This is a genomic window from Paracoccus denitrificans, from assembly GCF_900100045.1.
Lineage (GTDB): Bacteria > Pseudomonadota > Alphaproteobacteria > Rhodobacterales > Rhodobacteraceae > Paracoccus > Paracoccus denitrificans.
Genome location: NZ_FNEA01000013.1, coordinates 38105 through 54603, shown reverse-complemented (window position 1 = coordinate 54603; position 16499 = coordinate 38105). Strand labels below are relative to the sequence as shown.

At 64.1% G+C, this 16499-nt stretch carries 19 protein-coding genes and 1 other annotated feature; of the genes, 9 read left to right on the top strand and 10 right to left on the bottom strand.

Translation table 11 applies throughout. The annotated features are described in order from the left end of the window. Window positions 1-13 precede the first annotated feature (13 nt). Window positions 14-1258, top strand: a complete 1245-nt coding sequence (locus tag BLT64_RS12975; protein WP_114669397.1) for a chloride channel protein — start codon at window positions 14-16, stop codon at window positions 1256-1258. 484 nt (window positions 1259-1742) lie between these two features. Here BLT64_RS12975 and BLT64_RS12970 read toward each other — a convergent pair whose 3' ends face one another. Continuing rightward, window positions 1743-3233, bottom strand: a complete 1491-nt coding sequence (locus tag BLT64_RS12970) for a SulP family inorganic anion transporter (protein ID WP_011749306.1) — start codon at window positions 3231-3233, stop codon at window positions 1743-1745. A 67-nt stretch (window positions 3234-3300) separates the two neighbouring features. Continuing rightward, window positions 3301-3358: a sequence feature (sul1 is cis-regulatory element that is thought to sense ions involved in sulfur or methionine metabolism; They are found in Alphaproteobacteria), on the bottom strand. A gap of 69 nt (window positions 3359-3427) precedes the next feature. Here BLT64_RS12970 and BLT64_RS26860 point away from each other — a divergent pair. Both BLT64_RS26860 and BLT64_RS26855 read left to right on the top strand, forming a co-directional pair. Beyond that, complete coding sequence (locus BLT64_RS26860; RefSeq protein WP_011749305.1) at window positions 3428-3583, top strand: butyrate--acetoacetate CoA-transferase; 156 nt, start codon at window positions 3428-3430, stop codon at window positions 3581-3583. Between the two features lie 138 nt (window positions 3584-3721). Then, a complete protein-coding gene (locus tag BLT64_RS26855) occupies window positions 3722-3874 on the top strand; it encodes a hypothetical protein (RefSeq protein WP_157137445.1) in 153 nt (50 codons plus the stop codon). A 173-nt stretch (window positions 3875-4047) separates the two neighbouring features. On the opposite strand, the gene BLT64_RS12965 is transcribed toward BLT64_RS26855, so the two are convergent. The 9 genes from BLT64_RS12965 to ric form a co-directional block, all read right to left on the bottom strand. Then, complete coding sequence (locus BLT64_RS12965) at window positions 4048-5085, bottom strand: ABC transporter substrate-binding protein (RefSeq protein WP_011749303.1); 1038 nt, start codon at window positions 5083-5085, stop codon at window positions 4048-4050. Between the two features lie 10 nt (window positions 5086-5095). Continuing rightward, window positions 5096-5866 carry an ABC transporter ATP-binding protein gene (locus BLT64_RS12960; RefSeq protein WP_011749302.1) on the bottom strand — a complete coding sequence of 257 codons (771 nt, stop codon included), beginning with the start codon at window positions 5864-5866 and terminating at the stop codon, window positions 5096-5098. Further along, window positions 5863-6876 carry a FecCD family ABC transporter permease gene (locus tag BLT64_RS12955; RefSeq protein WP_011749301.1) on the bottom strand — a complete coding sequence of 338 codons (1014 nt, stop codon included), beginning with the start codon at window positions 6874-6876 and terminating at the stop codon, window positions 5863-5865. The genes BLT64_RS12960 and BLT64_RS12955 overlap by 4 nt, the downstream gene beginning before the upstream one ends. Before the next feature lie 4 nt (window positions 6877-6880). Next, complete coding sequence (locus BLT64_RS12950) at window positions 6881-7705, bottom strand: class I SAM-dependent methyltransferase (RefSeq protein WP_011749300.1); 825 nt, start codon at window positions 7703-7705, stop codon at window positions 6881-6883. Window positions 7706-7716: 11 nt separating this feature from the next. Further along, on the bottom strand, window positions 7717-10050 hold the full coding sequence (locus BLT64_RS12945; protein WP_164901616.1) for a TonB-dependent siderophore receptor: 2334 nt from the start codon (window positions 10048-10050) through the stop codon (window positions 7717-7719). A gap of 245 nt (window positions 10051-10295) precedes the next feature. Then, window positions 10296-11966 (bottom strand): cytochrome c oxidase subunit I, encoded by a 1671-nt coding sequence (locus BLT64_RS12940; RefSeq protein WP_011749298.1) that lies wholly within the window; start codon window positions 11964-11966, stop codon window positions 10296-10298. Window positions 11967-12179: 213 nt separating this feature from the next. Next, a complete protein-coding gene (locus tag BLT64_RS12935; RefSeq protein ID WP_011749297.1) occupies window positions 12180-12518 on the bottom strand; it encodes a carboxymuconolactone decarboxylase family protein in 339 nt (112 codons plus the stop codon). A 19-nt stretch (window positions 12519-12537) separates the two neighbouring features. Continuing rightward, entirely contained in the window at window positions 12538-12861 is a 324-nt protein-coding gene (locus BLT64_RS12930) for a hexameric tyrosine-coordinated heme protein (protein ID WP_011749296.1), read from the bottom strand. 113 nt (window positions 12862-12974) lie between these two features. Next, the gene (gene ric / locus BLT64_RS12925; RefSeq protein ID WP_011749295.1) at window positions 12975-13646 is read right to left on the bottom strand and encodes an iron-sulfur cluster repair di-iron protein; all 672 of its coding nucleotides are present in this window, start codon (window positions 13644-13646) and stop codon (window positions 12975-12977) included. 143 nt (window positions 13647-13789) lie between these two features. On the opposite strand from ric, the gene BLT64_RS12920 reads away from it, so the two are divergent. The 6 genes from BLT64_RS12920 to BLT64_RS12900 all read left to right on the top strand — a co-directional run bounded on the left by BLT64_RS12920 (window position 13790) and on the right by BLT64_RS12900 (window position 16413). Next, window positions 13790-14227, top strand: coding sequence for an RrF2 family transcriptional regulator (locus BLT64_RS12920; protein ID WP_011749294.1), 438 nt, complete (start codon window positions 13790-13792; stop codon window positions 14225-14227). Window positions 14228-14248: 21 nt separating this feature from the next. Then, window positions 14249-14701 (top strand): DUF6522 family protein, encoded by a 453-nt coding sequence (locus BLT64_RS12915; protein ID WP_011749293.1) that lies wholly within the window; start codon window positions 14249-14251, stop codon window positions 14699-14701. Window positions 14702-14818: 117 nt separating this feature from the next. Continuing rightward, complete coding sequence (locus tag BLT64_RS26035) at window positions 14819-15187, top strand: 2Fe-2S iron-sulfur cluster-binding protein (protein ID WP_011749292.1); 369 nt, start codon at window positions 14819-14821, stop codon at window positions 15185-15187. 15 nt (window positions 15188-15202) lie between these two features. Next, window positions 15203-15580, top strand: a complete 378-nt coding sequence (gene sdhC / locus BLT64_RS26030; protein WP_011749291.1) for a succinate dehydrogenase, cytochrome b556 subunit — start codon at window positions 15203-15205, stop codon at window positions 15578-15580. Beyond that, on the top strand, window positions 15577-15960 hold the full coding sequence (sdhD, locus tag BLT64_RS12905) for a succinate dehydrogenase, hydrophobic membrane anchor protein (protein WP_011749290.1): 384 nt from the start codon (window positions 15577-15579) through the stop codon (window positions 15958-15960). Before sdhC ends, sdhD begins: the two co-directional genes overlap by 4 nt. 12 nt (window positions 15961-15972) lie before the next feature. Beyond that, window positions 15973-16413 (top strand): CBS domain-containing protein, encoded by a 441-nt coding sequence (locus tag BLT64_RS12900; RefSeq protein WP_011749289.1) that lies wholly within the window; start codon window positions 15973-15975, stop codon window positions 16411-16413. The last annotated feature ends 86 nt before the right edge of the window (window positions 16414-16499 follow it).

Sequence of the window (16499 nt, the reverse complement as noted above, 5' to 3'; positions counted from 1 at the left end):
ATGGCGTGGGCGGATGGTCTTCTGGTGCGGCGCATTGCTGGTCGGGCTGGTCAGCACCGCCTTCGCCAAGCTCGCTGACCTGGCAACCGAGACGTTCCGCCATCTCTCGGCCGGGGGAACCTCGCCCTGGCTGCTTCTGGCGCTTCCTGCGGGCTTCATCTCTTCGGGATGGGTCGCGCAACGATATTTTCCCGGCGCGCAGGGCAGCGGCATCCCGCAGGCCATCGCCGCCCGCGCCTTGGAGGGCGAGGAGCGGAGGCTGTATCTGACGCTGAGGATCGCCGCCGGAAAGTTCCTGCTGACGCTGTGGGGCCTGCTCTGCGGCGCTTCGATCGGGCGCGAGGGCCCGACCGTCCAGATCGGCGCCGCCATCATGCTGGCCAGCGCGCGCGTCGGGCATCTGGCCCAGGCCAAAGGGTTGATCCTTGCGGGCTCGGCCGCCGGAATCGCAGCCGCCTTCAACACCCCGCTGGCTGGTATAGTCTTTGCAATCGAAGAAATGGCGCGCACCTATCAAAGCCGCACCAATGGGCTGGTGCTTTCGACAGTGGTGATCGCCGGGATCGCGGCGCTGGCGATCTCGGGCAGCTACACCTATTTCGGCGAGGCCGTGGCCTATGGCAATTTCCCGCGCGACTGGCTGCTGGTCGGGGTGGTGGGAATTGCCGGCGGTGCGCTTGGTGCCGGGTTCAGCCGGTCGGTGCTGTCCCTGACCCGGCGCATCCGGCGCTGGAAGCTGGCGCCCGGACGCAAGCTGGTCGTCGTCGCCGGCGCGGCGGGTCTGGCGGTCGCGGTGACGGGGCTGCTCAGCGGCGGCATGGCCTTTGGCACCAGCTACGGCGAGGCGCGGCTGGCGGTGCAGGGTGAGCAATTGCCCGCCAGCTTTTTCCTGGCCAAGCTGCTGGCGACGCTGGCCTCGACCGTATCGGGTATTCCGGGCGGCTTGTTCGCGCCGTCGCTTTCGGTCGGTGCGGGGCTGGGCAATCTGATCGGCGGCCTGTTCTCGGCCTCGCTCAGCTTTGCGGCGGTGCTCGGGATGGCGGCCTATTTCGCCGGTGTCGTGCAATCGCCGATGACCGCTTTCGTTATCGTCATGGAGATGACCGCAACGCAGGAACATGCCCTGCCCATCATGGCCGCCGCGATGCTTGGCTTTGGCGTGTCGCGCCTGCTGTCGCCCGAACCGCTGTATCACGGGCTGGCCCGGCTGTGGCTGGCGGACGCCCTCAAGCTGCGACGGCGCGAGGGTGCTGCGTGAATGGGAAATTTCACGTCCCTGGTCCTCTTGCGGCTGGGCAGAACTGAGGCCGTTTACCAGCTTCCGGGGTCGACCGAGAAAAGCAAAATGCCGGCCCTGCCGCCCAACCCCTACGGTAAATGTTTTCCTTTGTTTAAGTTGGTCCTGGGGTTGAGTCTGGTTCTTCTTCTTTAACAACGAATTCTTCAGGACGAGAGTGGACGAATGTGGCGTTTGGGATCAACCCGGAACGGAGCCAGTGCGCCACGAAAAATGGCGTGGCAACAACGACTTCCTTGTCGGCACGACAGAACGTAAAAGCAACGGATCTTGGCCGGGCTGGTCATCGACGCATCGATCCCCTGTTTCTAGGCCGGCCCAGCACCTGCGGGATCTCAATAGGGGCCACAGCGGCTTGGACAGCTCGCCGGAATGACGGCAGGTGCTTTGGAATAGTCGGACCCGTCCACCAAGGCGACGATACGATCGCTCATCTCCATCCTCGTCAATGTGCGTTTAGCCTGTCCAGCGCGCCCGGTTTGTCATGGCTGCCCAGGCGGTCGAGGATGGTCTCGGAAGCCTCGTTCAGGCCGACGACCTCGACCTCGGCCCCGATGCGGCGGAACTTCAGCACCGCCATGTCCAGTGCCTGCACGCTGGAAATATCCCAGATATGGGCGGCGGAAACGTCGATCACCACCCGCTCCAGCGCCTCGCGGAAGTCGAAGGCGGCCATGAAGTCCTCGACCGAGCCGTAGAAAAGCTGCCCCTCGACGCGATAGGTCCGGCTGCGCCCGTCCAGCGACAGGGCCGAGGTGACGCGGAAAAGCTGCGCGATCTTGGCGGCGAAGAAGATGCCCGAGAGCAGCACACCGATCAGCACGCCGATGGCCAGGTTGTGGGTCCAGACCACTGTCGCCACCGTTGCCAGCATCACCACCGAGGATGATCGCGGATGCGTCCGCAGGTTCCCGATCGAGGACCAGGAAAACGTGCCGACCGAGACCATGATCATCACCGCCACCAGCGCTGGCATCGGGATGCGCGCCACCAGATCGCCCAGACCCACGACGAGGATCAACAGAAATACCCCCGCGACGAAGCAGGACAGCCGCCCGCGCCCGCCGGATTTGACGTTGATCATCGACTGCCCGATCATCGCGCAGCCGGCCATGCCGCCGATGAAGCCGGTGGCCGTATTGGCCAGTCCCTGGCCGATGCATTCTTGGTTACGGTCGGTCCTGGTGTCGGTCAACTCATCCACCAGGTTCTGGGTCATTAGGCTTTCCAGCAGCCCGACCACGGCGACCGCCAGCGAATAGGGCAGAATGATCGTCAGCGTTTCCAGATTCAGCGGCACGTCGGGAAGCAGAAAGACGGGCAGCGTGTCGGGCAGCGCGCCCATGTCGCCCACCGTGCGCACGTCCCAGCCGAAGGCCAGGCTCAGCGCCGTCAGCACGACGATGGTGACCAGGGGCGAAGGGATGGCGCGGGTCAGCAGCGGGAACAGGTAGATGATCGCCAGCCCCGCCGCCACCAGCAGGTAGGTCAGCGGCGGCACGCGGGCGGGATCCAGTTCCGGCAGCTGCGCCATGAAGATCAGGATCGCCAGCGCATTGACGAAGCCGGTCATCACCGATTTCGACACGAAGCGCATGACGAAGCCCAGCCGCAGCAGCCCCATGCCGATCTGGACCAGCCCGGCCAGCACCGTGGCGGCCAGCAGGTATTGCAACCCGTGGTCGCGCACCAATGTCACCATCAGCACCGCCGTTGCCGCGGTCGCGGCCGAAATCATGCCGGGCCGCCCGCCGGCGATGGCGGTGATGACCGCGATGGAGAAGGAGGCGTAAAGCCCCACCTTCGGATCGACACCGGCGATGATCGAGAAGGCGATGGCCTCGGGGATGAGGGCCAGGGCGACGACCAAGCCCGACAGCAGGTCGGCGCGGATGTTGCCCAGCCATTCGTGCCGGTATGAGGTAAGAGAATTCATGCGTGATCCATACTCGGGACGAAGACCGCCTGGGAAAGGGCGGGCCTGTGGGATCGGGTTTGTTCAGAATGGTCCGGCGGATCGGCGGCCGGAAGAGCCACCCGGGAATCGCACCCGAGTCCTTGCGGTTCGCGGCGTCATACCTGGATCCACGACAGTGGGCAAGCAGGTGGAGGTTGACCTCGTAACGTTCCGTGACGCTGATCGTGACCGAGCTTGTGGTGATGGAGCCGACCCCGGAGGACCTCGCGCTACGCGAACGCGCGCCCGGCGTTTCAGCTGGCGAGATCGAGGCCGCGACCGGCGCGGACCTGCTGATCGCAGGGGAGGTGCCGGAAATTAGGTTGTGAAGGCAGGTCTTTCCAGCTGCGTTCTGGAGTGTGGCTACGCTTTGAATAGCCCCATGTTTCGTGGGCGCCTTCTTAGGCTCCAGACCCATTGATTTCAGGTGTTTGGCGTGATTCAGGCTCCGCAAGGAGACCTGATCGATGAGCAATCTTTTCTGGCTGACCGATGCGCAGATGGAGCGCCTGAAGCCGTTCTTTTCCAAGACCCCAGCTTGGGTCCCGATGAGACGCACGAACCACCACGCCCGTCTCCTCCTCGCATCCCACCGAATCGTTATATTCATTCAAGCATAACGAAGGGAAGGCAAAGGGCATATTGCGGCATATTGCCCGATGCGACGAAACTCTCGCGCACGGGTGGGCGGAAAGATTGCGCCACCGACCAAGGCATCCACTTCGAAAGAAGCTTGGTTCAAAGGTCCGCGAATTCATCGCTGCTGTCTCTATGATCATCCCGGACTGCTGCGTCAGTATGTCGGCTTCAGGAACTCGGCGATCTCGTTGTCGGTCAGTTCGATGCGATAGAATTTGCGATAGAAACGCCGGGTTTCCTCGCGCATGTCGATATCGGCAAGAGCGTCGGGATAAAGCGTGCTGGCCAGCCAAAGAAATTGAAGCGCCCCTTCCGAGGTTTCCCGGCACCACCAGAACAGCCCGCGCGGATTGGCGTAGACCCGGCCCTCGCGCACCGCCTTGACGTTGCGCCATTGCGGGTTGGTGCGGATTTCCTCGGCGTCCTCGGCATTCATCGAGATGATGACATCAGGGTTTCCGGCGATGATATTCTCAAGCGAGGCAATGCCCGAGGCATAGGGCATGTCTCCGAACCAGCTTTCCGCGATATTGATCGCCCCGCCCAGATCCATCCAGTCCTGGTTCAGCGACGGTCGTCCCGAGGTCGAAAGCGGCGCGCCCGAGGCCAGGTAGACCCTCACGCGCCGATCGGGCGGGATGCCTTCCAGCCGCTCGGCGACGCGGCGGCGGTTGTCGTCGAAATAGCCTTGGTACCTCCTGGCGACTTCAAGCGCATCCGGCCCAAGCATTTCGCCGGTGATCAACACGCGCTCGACCAGCGCGTCGATGGAATTGCTGCGAAAGGACGCCACGGCGATGCCCGCCCCCCGAAGCTGCCTGGAAACAGCGTCGGGTAACGCACGCGAGGAAAACAGGATGTCCGGCTTCAGCACCATCAGCTCCTCGACATTGACGGTGCCGTCGCCGAGCGTGGTCAGCGCCGCAGCCTTGATCGAGGGCACGAACTTTTGCATCAGCGGCATCGAGCGCGCGATGCGCGTGGTCGCGACGATGCGGTCGCCATAGCCGAGCATGGTCAGGATCGAGTTCTGCGCCTCCCAATTCGTGGCGATCCGATCGATCTCGGGCGGCAGGCTGACGGATCGGTCGCCGTAATAGACCACCTCGCGCATGATCTCGGCCGATGCGGGTTGGGACAGAAGGGCAACTGCACAGGCGATGCACGTGGCCAGATGCCGGATCCGGAACATCATCCTCTCCTCATGCCGGGACAAAAATAATGTGGGGACCGTGACCGACCCGGGCGACCCGGACCCCATAGACCGCGTGGATGACCTGCGGCGTGAGGACCGAGGCAGGCCCGCCATCCGCGAGGATTTTCCCGCCGTCGATCAGCACCGCGCGGTCGGCGGCATAGAGCGTGTGATCGGGATGGTGGGTGGTAAAGACGATCGTATGGCCCTCGGCCGCGAGCGCGCGCATCAGGTCGAGCAAGCGGCGCTGGTTGCCGTAATCGAGGCCCACGTCCGGCTCGTCCATCAGCAGGATGCGGGCGCCCTGGACCAGCGCCCGCGCGATCAGGACAAGCTGGCGCTCGCCGCCCGAGATGCCGGTGTAGTCGCGCTGTGCCAGATGCGCGATCCCGAGCCGTTCCAGAACCGCCTGGACCCGCTTCTCGTCCCGCGCGCCGGGAAGTTTCAGCAGGCCCGAGGTCACCAGCCTGCCCAGCCCCGCGACCTGCGCCACCGTATAGGGAAAGGGCGGCGTATGATGCTGGGGCACATAGGCGACGGCAGCGGCGATGTCGCGGCGGCGCATCGCGGCAAGCGGCATGCCATACAGAGAGACGCTGCCGCGCGCCGGCCGCAGCAGCTTCAGCATAAGCCGCAGCAGCGTCGATTTCCCCGCTCCGTTCGCGCCCAATATGGCGACGATCTCGGCCGCGCGGATAGCGAGTTCGACGTCCGACAGGATGACGCGCCGGTCGCGGTCGAAACCCAGACCCTGCGTAGAGATGACGACCCTGCTCATGTCCAGCCCCGGCGGACGCGCGACAGGACGAGGACGAAGATCGGGATGCCGACGATCTCGGTGACAATGCCGATGGGGATCTCGATACCCGAAAGCGACCGCGCCAGGATGTCCGCACCGACCAGAAAGGACGCTCCCAGCAGGGCCGAAGCGGGGATCAGGCGCATGTTCATCGGACCGATCATCAGCCGCGCGATATGCGGGATGATCAGGCCGATCCAGCCGATGATGCCCACCATCGACACCGAGATCGCCGAGACCATCGTCGCAACGGCAATGACGGCATAGCGGATCAGCGCCACCGGAACGCCAAGCGTATGGGCCTCATCGTCGCCCATCGACATTGCGTCCAGCGCGCGGCCCAGCATCCAGACGATCAGGATACCCGCGAACACCGGCAAGGCGGCCCATCGCAATTGTTCGATACGTGCGGTGCCGAGATTGCCCATCAGCCAATAGGTGATCGCGGGCAGTTGATCGCCCGGATCGGCAGCATATTTGACCAGCGTCAGCAGCGCCGAGAAAAGCGCGCCGCTGATGATCCCGCCGAGGATCAGCATCACAAGCGAGGCATTGCCGAACAGGTTCGCAATCCCGAGCGCGAACAGCACGGCCAGAATGGCGCAGGCAAAGGCCAGCAGTTGCACGACGACCCAGTTTCCCGAAATCAGGATGCCCACGGACGCACCGAAACCGGCACCGGCCAGCACTCCCAGCAGGCCGGGCGAAACCAGAGGGTTGCGAAACACCGCCTGAAACGCAGCCCCCGCCGTGGCCAGGGACGCGCCGACCAGCACCGCTGCGGCGATGCGCGGCGCACGGATGTCGAGGATCAGGTTGCTCAACAGGTCGTAGCGGTCCTGCTCCATCCGGCCCAGCCCGGTCGCGGCCAGAACGAAATCGAACAGGTCGCGGGTGCCGATCGGATAGCGCCCGATCCCGAAGGCGAATATGACGCTCACCGCTAGCAGAAGCGCCAGAAACGTCAGCGTAGGGGAACGTGCCGTCACCCGATCACGTCCCGAAACCCGCCGGATGGACCTTGTCCCACCACAGGATGCAGGTTCGCGTTTCCATGCGCAGCGCCAGCCCGTCTTGGGTCTGGCTCAGATAGGGGGCGATGTTGTCGCGGAATCGCGGCTCGTCGGTTTTGCCGATGCCCAGCCAGGAAAACCCGTCCAGAACCGCATCCCAGTCCGGGAAGACTTGGGAAAAGCCGTCGGGAACAAAACCGACGTTCACCTCAAGCCCCATCGCCACAAGGCGGTTGAAGACCAGCGCATATCCCGGCATCGGCGTAGGCTTGGCCGCCGCTGACGGCGGGGCGGGCTCGATTCCCGCCACCAAGCTGTCGTGAAAGCATTTGAGACTGGGCCCCGAAAACAGCGTCACATAGGCACGTTTGCGCGCCAGCGCATCGATCTTGCGCAGGTCGTTCATCGCGGGCGAACGCGCGGCGACCACGATGTCATGCACCTCGACATTACCGTCCGGCTCGACGTCTTGCCATGCAAGGTCGAGCCTGCGGATATTGTCGCGCCCCGCCTGCCTTGCGTTGCGTTCCAGATGATCCAGCATCGGCCGGGAGACATCGAGCGCGGTCACCGACCGGGCGCGGGCGGCGGCCGGAATGGCGATCCTGCCCGGCCCGGCGCCTACATCCAGCACGGTTTCGTCTACCCCGATATTCATCATGTCGATCTGCAATCCGGTATATTCGGACTGCATCGCGACATAGCCGTTGTAGCGATCCGCGAAAGCATCCCACATCGGCGACTGGGCGAAGACCGGGGGCGTCAGCAGACGGTCCAGAAGGTCCCAATCGATCAGATTACCCATGGGCCGATCCTTCAGAACTTGAAGCTGGCCGAGAGCCTGACCTCGCGGGGCGCACCCAGAAAGGCGCTGTTCGCGCCCCGCGTCGCGCCATCGATGCTGCCGGGAAAGATCGATGCCCAGTAATGCTCATCGAAGACGTTGTTGATCGCGAGGTTGAAGACCGCGGTGGTATCCTTGGTCATCTGGCGTTCGTAGCGCAGCCCAAGATCCAGGGTGGCATAGCTGTCGACCTTGAAGCTGTTGATGTTGTTGCCCGCACGCTTGCCTGTGAAGTGCAGATTGGCGCTGGCCGAAAGCTCGGGCAGGCTCTTGAAGAAATATTCCATGAACAGGTTGGCCTGCACCTTGGGCGCGCCCACCACATCGGTATCGCTGGTCAGCGGGTTGCCGGTATTCCTCAGCTTGGGATCAAGCAGGGTGACGCCGCCATGGATATTGAGGTTTTCCAGCAGTTGGCCGCGCAGTTCCAGTTCGATCCCCTTGTTCACCTGGTCGCCCTGGATGCGATAGACATTGTCCTCGCCGGTGAAAGCAAAGGGTCGCTCGATACGGAACACCGCCACCGAAGCATCCAGGCCGCCTAGGTCGGCCTTGACCCCAGCCTCGACCTGCTTGCTGCGCTCGGGCGCGAGCACCTGTCCGGCGTTCGCGGCCGTGGTCGGCGCGGTACCGCCGCTTTGCAGCGTGTCGACATAGGCGACATAGGTGGTGATGTTTTCGGCGGGCTTGTAGCTCAGCGCCACGCTGGGGCTTAAACCCCGCTCGCTGTATTTCTGCGTGACCGTGCCGGTTTCGTCATAGTTCTTGACGTCGAACCAAGTGTAGCTGCCCGACAGGATGGCCGACCACTGCCCGTTGAAGGTGATGCTGTCACCCAACACCAGGCTTTGCGATCTGTTGCTGAAGGATCTGTAGCGCGGCCCGTTGCGCACCAGACCCGTCGGGGCGTCCCATTGGACCGGATTGTCGATGCTGGCATCGCCAAGATAGCCTTGCACGCTCGGATTGCCACTGCGGGGGCTGTAGTTTTCCCAGTTCACGCCGGTCGTGCCCAGATGGACGTCGTGTTTGACCCCGCCGGTGAACAGCGTGCCGTTGAGCACGGCGATATTGCTGGTGACCCGGAACTGGCCGCTGACCCCGCCATCGATGCTGTTGCTATAATTGCCGTCGTCGTCCAGAAGCGCGTTCGAGACAGATACGAACCAGCGGCTGACCCTTTGATGCTGCATCCCGGCGGTCAAGGACCAATCCTCGTTGAACCGATGCTTGACGAGGCCGCCGACCAGCGTGTCCTCCAGCCCGTAGCCGGCGAATTTCTGACCGTAGCCGACCTTGGTCGGATCCGGCGCATCGGGCAGGGTCACGCTGTTGTCGTAGCTGAAGCTGCCGGGAAAGCCGAACTTGTCGAAACGGTAGCGGCTGGCGTTCAGTTCTATTGTCGTCTGGTCGGTCAGGTTGATGTCGAAGGCGCCGCTGATCAGCGAGCGATCCAGATCGCTGCCCTTCACATAGCCGTCTCCCTCTTCGCTCAGCACGTTGATGCGATAGCCGAGCATGCCGTCTGCCGCATGGCCGCCGAAATCGCCATGCGCCAGCCAGGTCCCCTTGCCGGTAAAGCCGGTGTTGATGCGATTATAGGGATCTTGCGTGGGCCGTTTGCGGGTGAAGTTGAAAAGTCCGCCGGGGCTTGCCGGGCCGAAATAGGCGCCGGCGAGGCCGTGGACGACCTCGACCCTTTCATACATCTCGATGGGCTGCGCAGTGGTGGCGACGATGTTCATACCATCGAGGCGATTGTTGAAAACCGGCGTGCCCTGCATGCCGCGCGATTGCGGACGCCCGACATCGCCGCCGCCGCGCGCCTCCATCTGCGTCGAGGGCATGTATTTCAACAGATCGGGCAAGGTTGTCGCCTGCTGGTTTTCAATCAGCGTCTTGTCGATGACGCTGACCGAATAGGGCGTGTCCTTGATCTCGCGCCGGCCAAGCGGACCAATCGTCGCGGTTTTCGCGCGCACCCCGCTCTTGCCGCTGTCGTCGCCCCCCTGGATGACGACCTGGTCAAGAACGATGGCGTCCTGTCTGGGCAGCGTCTGCGCATGACCTGCTGTGGCCAGGCAGAAAAAAGAAATCGCTATCCCACCATTCGAAACTGCGCGACGCATGGCACCCTGGTCCCCCCGTGATATCTGGATCGCGTGGTTCCACGCCACCGACGATCGTGAGGTATCATCACGATATGCTTGTGTAAACATATCGAATCGCGTCAAGATGCCGCGTGACGTGATTGCCAAGTTGTTATTCCGGGAGTTGTGGGGCGTATCAGATACTGCCGCTCCCATGGACATTCTCTTCCGTGCCGGTGCTCCAGCACCCGCTACCTTGGCGCGCCGACACCACTTGGGAATCGTCCGGCCCTATCTCCTACCCCTCCTCTGCGGCACCGCTTGCAACGCTGCTTTTGGTGCCTATCCGCCTCGCACGGTATGATGCCTTTGGCTGATATGCGTCAGCATCGGCTGTTCCGACATCCGCTCGAGTCGGGGGCCGTTGGATACGATCGGTCGTTTCCGAAGGTCTGCCTTGCCTACCGATGCGCCTGTGCGCGATCCCAGTCCTCAGGCTTGGGCAGGGTCTCGAAGGTATGCTCGGGCGGCGGCGAGGGCAGGGTCCATTCCAGCGTGTCCGCATGCTCGTTCCAGTAGTTCGGCACGTTCACGGGCTTGCCGGCGAAGAGCGTGTAGAACACGATGCCGATGAAGAACAGGAAGGAGGCGAAGGAGATATAGGCGCCGATCGACGAGATGTTGTTCCAGTACGAGAACTCGACCGGGTAGTCGATATAGCGGCGCGGCATGCCCTGGCGGCCCAGGAAGTGCTGCGGGAAGAAGATCAGGTTCGAGCCGATGAACATCATCCAGAAATGCAGCTGGCCCGCCCATTCCGGGTATTGCCGGCCCGACATCTTGCCGATCCAGTAATAGGTGCCTGCAAAGATCGCGAAGACGGCGCCAAGGCTCATCACATAGTGGAAATGCGCCACGATATAGTAGGTGTCGTGATAAACGCGGTCCAAGGGCGCCTGGGCGATGACGACCCCGGTCACGCCGCCGACGGTGAACAGGAACAGGAAGCCGAAGGCCCAGAGCATCGGCGTCTTGAACTCGATCGAGCCGCCCCACATGGTCGCGATCCACGAGAAGACCTTGATGCCGGTGGGCACCGCGATGGTCATGGTCGCCATCTGGAAATAGGTCTGCTGGGTCAGCGACATGCCGGCCGTGTACATGTGATGCGCCCAGACGATGAAGCCGAGAAAGGCGATGGCGGCCATGGCCAGAACCATCGGCAGATAACCGAAGATCGGCTTCCTGGCGAAGGTCGAGATGACGTGACTGATGATGCCGAAACCGGGCAGGATCAGCATGTAGACCTCGGGATGGCCGAAGAACCACAGGATGTGCTGATACAGCACCGGATCGCCGCCGCCGGCCGGATCGAAGAACTGCGTGCCGAAGTTGCGGTCCATCAGCAGCATGGTGATACCCCCGGCCAGCACCGGCAGCGACAGCAGGATCATCCAGGCGGTGATGAAGACCGCCCAGGCAAACAGCGGCACCTTGAACAGCGTCATGCCCGGGGCGCGCATGTTCAGGAAGGTGGTGATGATGTTGATTGCGCCCAGGATCGAGCTTGCGCCCGAGACGTGGACGGCAAAGATCGCCAGGTCCATCGCATAGCCGGCCTCGGTCGTGGAGAGCGGCGGATACAGAACCCAGCCCACCCCTGCCCCCGGCTGATCCGAGCCGCCCGGCGACAGCAGCGAGGCGATGGCAAGCGAGACCCCGCAGACATAGAGCCAATATGACAGGTTGTTCAGCCGCGGGAAAGCCATGTCCGGGGCACCAATATGCAGCGGCATGAAATAGTTGCCGAAACCGCCGAACAGCGCCGGGATCACGACAAAGAACATCATCAGGATGCCGTGATAGGTCACGACGACATTCCACAGATGGCCGTTCGGCGTGCATTCCGCCGCAGCGTCGGCGACCAGCCGCATGCCTTCCAGACACATGTATTGCACACCCGGATGCTGCAATTCCATGCGCATGTAGACGGTGAGTGTGACCGAGATCAGCCCGGCCAGACCCGCCGTGAACAGGTAGAGGACACCGATATCCTTGTGGTTCGTCGACATGAACCAGCGGGTGAAGAAGCCCCGCTTCTCTTCGATGCTGTCGCTGATCTGGGCTGACATGGTCCTGTCCTTTATCTGTGCTGGCTCCGGTCTGCGGATACGCGGATGGTCGGGCGCGGCGGCAAGCCGACCTGGCCGGCCCTGCGGCTATCGGCAAGGCCAAGGGTGGAATCGAGCCTCGCGGTGATCCGCCGGGCTGCCGCCGCGCCCTTCATACAGGCCTCGACCCGTAGCCATGTTCCCCAAGGGGCGGCAGCAGGGCATGGGCAGGCTTCACGCGCCATCGATCTCATCCAGAACCGCAAGCGCCTTGTTGGCATGGGCATAGGCGGCCCCGGCGCGCATCTCGGCCGCGACCCAGATCGCCTCCATGATCTGCTCGTTGGTGGCACCCTCGCGGCGGGCGCCCTTGACATGGCCCTCGATGCACCAGGGGCATTGCGTGACATGGGCCACGGCGACCGCGATCAGCTGCTTGGTGCGCTTGTCCAGCGCACCGTCGGCGAAGACCACCTTCGACAGCGCCAGAAAGGCATCGTCGATGGCTGGCGCCAGCGCGTGACGTTTCGCGCCAAGCGCGGCGCTGGCCTTGGGCATGGAGATGTCGGCCATGGTCGTCCTCCCTTCAGGTTCATTCGCGCCAATAGTCGTTGGCCGCGGCGATGGTCGCGAACCAGGCCGCCGCCACGGCCGAGACGTCGATCAGGCTGGCCGCATCCTCGGCATAGCGTGACCGCTGCGCCTTCAGCATCGCGACATCGGGCTGGGTCGTCCTGACCGCCCGCCGCGCCATGACGATGGCCAGATCGAAGCCCTGCTGCGGCGTATCGACCTGCAGGGTCGGCAGCCACGTCTCTGCCACCGCTGCGCCCGTGGCAGACTGGCCGGTCTGGGCAAGGCTGGCAGGCGGCAGCAGCGCCAGCGAGGCGGCAAGGATGCAACTGGATCGGAACATGGAACCTCCTCCTCGATTGGATCACATGGGGCGGGCTTCGGGGCATTGGATGCGGGGCCGGCGGCAAGCGTCGCGGGATTGCATGAATAGCGGCCCGGCTTCCAGCAGCAGGCTCATGCGCCCTTTTCAAAGCGCGGGAACAGCACGTTGTTTTCCAGATGGATATGCTCCATCAGGTCGGCCCGCAGCTGCGCGGTCCCGGCGTAAAGCGCCTGCCAGGTCCGGCAGGCGCCCTCGGGCACGGTATGGTCCTGCGTCAGCCGCGCCAGCTCTGCCAGGAAGGCGCCGTGATCGTCGTGATCATGCCGCATCTCGGCGATGGGGACGGCAATCCGGTCCGCCGCCTGCCGGCGCATGGCCGGGAACAGGATCAACTCTTCCTTCTTCATATGCACCTCCAACTCGCCCCATATCCGCTGCAGCAGGTCGGCCAGGCCGCCGGGCACCTCCGGGTGGCCGGCATGGACCGCCTCGACCTTGCGCGAAAGCGCGATCAGTTCGGGGATCTGCCGGCGATGCGCCTGGTGATAGCGGGTCTGGATATGGTCGATCAGCGCCCCGGTCTCCCGTGGCGCATCGGGGATCGCCAGGGGATCGAGGTCGCCCAGGACCGCCTCGAGCGCGCCAAGGTCCAGCTGGCGCCGATTGGCTGCCTCTGCCAGCGGCACCTCTCCGTGGCAGCAGAAATCGATGCCGAAGCGGCGGAACACGCCGGACGCGCCGGGAAGCCGCGCGGCGATCTCGCCGACCGTCCGGTCGTGCAATGGGAATGTGGTCTGGGGCATGGCGGTCTCCATGAGCGGGGGGTGTCTGATGGTGAGTCGGGCGCCGCGGGTCAGGAGGATGCGCGAAGCCCTTATATTCGGTACTTGCAATACCGAATATCCTCCCACATAATCGGTATTGTCAATACCAATTAGGAGAGCCGATGCGTCTTGCGACCTTTACCGACTACGGATTGCGGGTGCTGATGCGGCTGGCGGGGGCGCCGGAAAAGCCGATCTCGACCGGGCAGATCGCCAGGGAGTTCGCCATCTCGCAGCATCACCTGGCCAAGGTGGTCAGCGACCTGGGGCTTGGCGGCTTCGTGCGGTCCGAGCGCGGCAGGTCCGGCGGGCTGCGGCTGATGCGCCCGGCGCACGAGATCACGCTGGGACAGGTGGTGCGCCATCTGGAGCGCAAGTTCGCCATCGTGGAATGTTTCCGCGCCGATGGCGGCGAATGCGTCCTGAGGCCGCGCTGCCGCCTGCGGCCGCAGCTTTCCGCCGCGCGCGAGGCGTTCATGGCCGAGTTGGACCGTACGACGCTCGAGGATTGCGCCTGGCCCGGAGCGGGTCCGGGAGGGCGCGTGGTGGCGGCCGAGTGAGGCCGGGAAAGAGAGGCGGCGATGCCTGGGATCGAATTGCAGCAAGACGGCGCCCGGATCGACGCGGCCGTCCTGGCCAGGGCATTCGGGATCAGCGCCGATGATTTGCGGCAGGGCATGCGCGACGGCACGATCACCAGCCGGTTCGAGCGCGGCGCGGGCAAGGATGCCGGCACGGTGCGGCTGATCTTCTTCTCGTCCAGCCGCCGCATTCGGATCACCGCGGACGAAAGCGGCAGGATCCTGACCTGCGGCGCGGTGGATTTCGCCGGATCATCCGGCCCCGGAAGCCGGAGGCCGGAGGCCGGCGCGGATCACGGGGCGCCTGGAAGCGGGCGTGATCCGGGACAGGCGGCCCATATCGAGACGCTTCTCGACCTGGCGTTGCAGGGAACCTTCCCTGCCAGCGACCCCATCGCGATCAGCATCGACGCGCCGCGCCGGACATCCCTGTTGCTAGGAAAGGCGCCATGATCGTCGCTCGCCCGCACGAGGTGCCGCGCCTGAAGCGGCCGCGGCGCTTTCCTGGCCCGCGCCGGGGGTGCTGCGCGGATCGCAACGCTGCGCATCCATCGCCTCGATCCCGACGGCATGGCCGGCCTGCGGCGGGATACGTTCCGCGACGATCTGGACGATTGCGGGCCGATACCGCTCGACGCGCTGATCTGGATAAAGAACAGGATCGACCCGACGCTGACTTTCCGGCGTTCGTGCCGCGAGGGCGTATGCGGGTCATGCGCCATGACGATCGATGCCACGAACTGGACCGCTTGCACCTGGGCGATAGCCGATCGGGCCAAACCTGCGACGATCTTTCTGCTGGCCAACCTGCCAGCGATCAAGGAACTGGTGCCCGACCAGACCCATCTGCTCGCCCAATACGAAATGATCGAGCCTTGGCTGAACCCCGGCCGCGCCATCGCCGAGATCAAGAAGAAAATGATCGAGCGGCAAGGCTGACACGAAGGAAGCGCCATGTCTCACCGCCGTCCAAAATCACCCAACATGCAGAACTACCGGCCACAGCTGACCTCCGTCCTGTCGTTCGGGCACCGGCTTTCGGGCGTGGCGCAGAGCCTCGGCGCCCTCGGCCTCGCAGCCTGGCTGATGGCCGGCGCCTCGGGCCAGGATGCGTTCGGAAGCGCGCAGGCGCTGCTGCTGTCCGTGCCTGGCCGTATTGCGCTTTTTCTTGTAACGCTGGCGCTGTTTTACCACCTTTGCAACGGCGTCCGGCATCTGGTCTGGGACAGTGGCCGGGGCTTCGAATTGCGCGCGATCTATGCCGGCGGATGGACGGTGGTGGGGACAAGCCTGATCCTGACGCTGGCGTTGTGGACATGGGGGCTGGCATGACGATCCGCCATATCCCGCCATTCGCACGGGCACGCGGCCTTGGAGCAGCGGGGCATGGCACGGGTCGTTGGTGGGCACAGCGGGTCTCTGCCGCGGGTCTGGTGCCGCTGGTCCTGTGGTTCGCCCTGGCGTTGGCCGGCGGCGCGGCCGCGGATCACGCGAAGCTGGTGGCCTGGTTGGCGGCGCCGCTCAATTCCGGGCTCATGATCCTGCTGTTGATGGCCGGCTTTCATCATGCGGCGCTGGGGCTCCAGGTTCTGGCCGAGGACTACATTCATTCTGGCGCGCGGTTCGTCGCCGCGGCGGCGATCCAGCTGGCCTGCTTTGCAGGTGTCGTGTTCGGCATCGCTTCGGTGCTGCGCATCGCGCCGATGGCATAGGAAGGAGTTCACGTGCTTATCCAGAAATTTCTGCCCACCGCGCGCCGGCACCTGCAATCGATCGATGTGAACGCGGCGCTTCTGCAGGCGGCAAGGCGGCTTGGCGAAGGCTGCGACATGCTGCTGGTCTGCGATGCTGCCGGCCGACTGGCAGGCGTCCTGACCAAGACCGACGTGGTGCGCCAGACAGGTCGCTGTACCGGCGCCAGCTGCACCGCACCTGTCATCGAGGCGATGACGCGCGACGTCACCACCGTGACCCCGGACGGTTGGCTGCAGGATGTCTGGGACATCATGAAGGCCCGCGGCTTCAAGAACATTCCGATCGTCGATGCAAACCGCCACCCGCTCGGCGTGCTGAATGCGCGCGATGTTCTTCAGACGCTGCTGCAGGAAGTGCGGGAGGAGGAAAACCTGCTGCATGATTATGTCATGAATATCGGCTACCGCTGAGCGGGCGCAAGGGAACGCCCATGTCTCTTGCATCGGCATGGGCCCTTCGCCGGCAATGGCGCAATGCACCCCTGCCTAGGATGTGG

What these genes read in the sequence shown, in the direction of transcription:
- BLT64_RS12940 (WP_011749298.1), bottom strand. Translation starts at nt 11,966, where the DNA reads ATGTCAGCCCAGATCAGCGACAGCATCGAAGAGAAGCGGGGCTTCTTC.
- BLT64_RS12965 (WP_011749303.1), bottom strand. Translation starts at nt 5,085, where the DNA reads ATGTTCCGGATCCGGCATCTGGCCACGTGCATCGCCTGTGCAGTTGCC.
- BLT64_RS12915 (WP_011749293.1), top strand. Translation starts at nt 14,249, where the DNA reads ATGCCTGGGATCGAATTGCAGCAAGACGGCGCCCGGATCGACGCGGCC.
- BLT64_RS12975 (WP_114669397.1), top strand. Translation starts at nt 14, where the DNA reads ATGGTCTTCTGGTGCGGCGCATTGCTGGTCGGGCTGGTCAGCACCGCC.
- sdhC (WP_011749291.1), top strand. Translation starts at nt 15,203, where the DNA reads ATGTCTCACCGCCGTCCAAAATCACCCAACATGCAGAACTACCGGCCA.
- BLT64_RS12960 (WP_011749302.1), bottom strand. Translation starts at nt 5,866, where the DNA reads ATGAGCAGGGTCGTCATCTCTACGCAGGGTCTGGGTTTCGACCGCGAC.
- sdhD (WP_011749290.1), top strand. Translation starts at nt 15,577, where the DNA reads ATGACGATCCGCCATATCCCGCCATTCGCACGGGCACGCGGCCTTGGA.
- BLT64_RS12935 (WP_011749297.1), bottom strand. Translation starts at nt 12,518, where the DNA reads ATGGCCGACATCTCCATGCCCAAGGCCAGCGCCGCGCTTGGCGCGAAA.
- ric (WP_011749295.1), bottom strand. Translation starts at nt 13,646, where the DNA reads ATGCCCCAGACCACATTCCCATTGCACGACCGGACGGTCGGCGAGATC.
- BLT64_RS26855 (WP_157137445.1), top strand. Translation starts at nt 3,722, where the DNA reads ATGAGCAATCTTTTCTGGCTGACCGATGCGCAGATGGAGCGCCTGAAG.
- BLT64_RS12945 (WP_164901616.1), bottom strand. Translation starts at nt 10,050, where the DNA reads ATGGGAGCGGCAGTATCTGATACGCCCCACAACTCCCGGAATAACAAC.
- BLT64_RS12970 (WP_011749306.1), bottom strand. Translation starts at nt 3,233, where the DNA reads ATGAATTCTCTTACCTCATACCGGCACGAATGGCTGGGCAACATCCGC.
- BLT64_RS12930 (WP_011749296.1), bottom strand. Translation starts at nt 12,861, where the DNA reads ATGTTCCGATCCAGTTGCATCCTTGCCGCCTCGCTGGCGCTGCTGCCG.
- BLT64_RS12950 (WP_011749300.1), bottom strand. Translation starts at nt 7,705, where the DNA reads ATGGGTAATCTGATCGATTGGGACCTTCTGGACCGTCTGCTGACGCCC.
- BLT64_RS12920 (WP_011749294.1), top strand. Translation starts at nt 13,790, where the DNA reads ATGCGTCTTGCGACCTTTACCGACTACGGATTGCGGGTGCTGATGCGG.
- BLT64_RS26035 (WP_011749292.1), top strand. Translation starts at nt 14,819, where the DNA reads ATGGCCGGCCTGCGGCGGGATACGTTCCGCGACGATCTGGACGATTGC.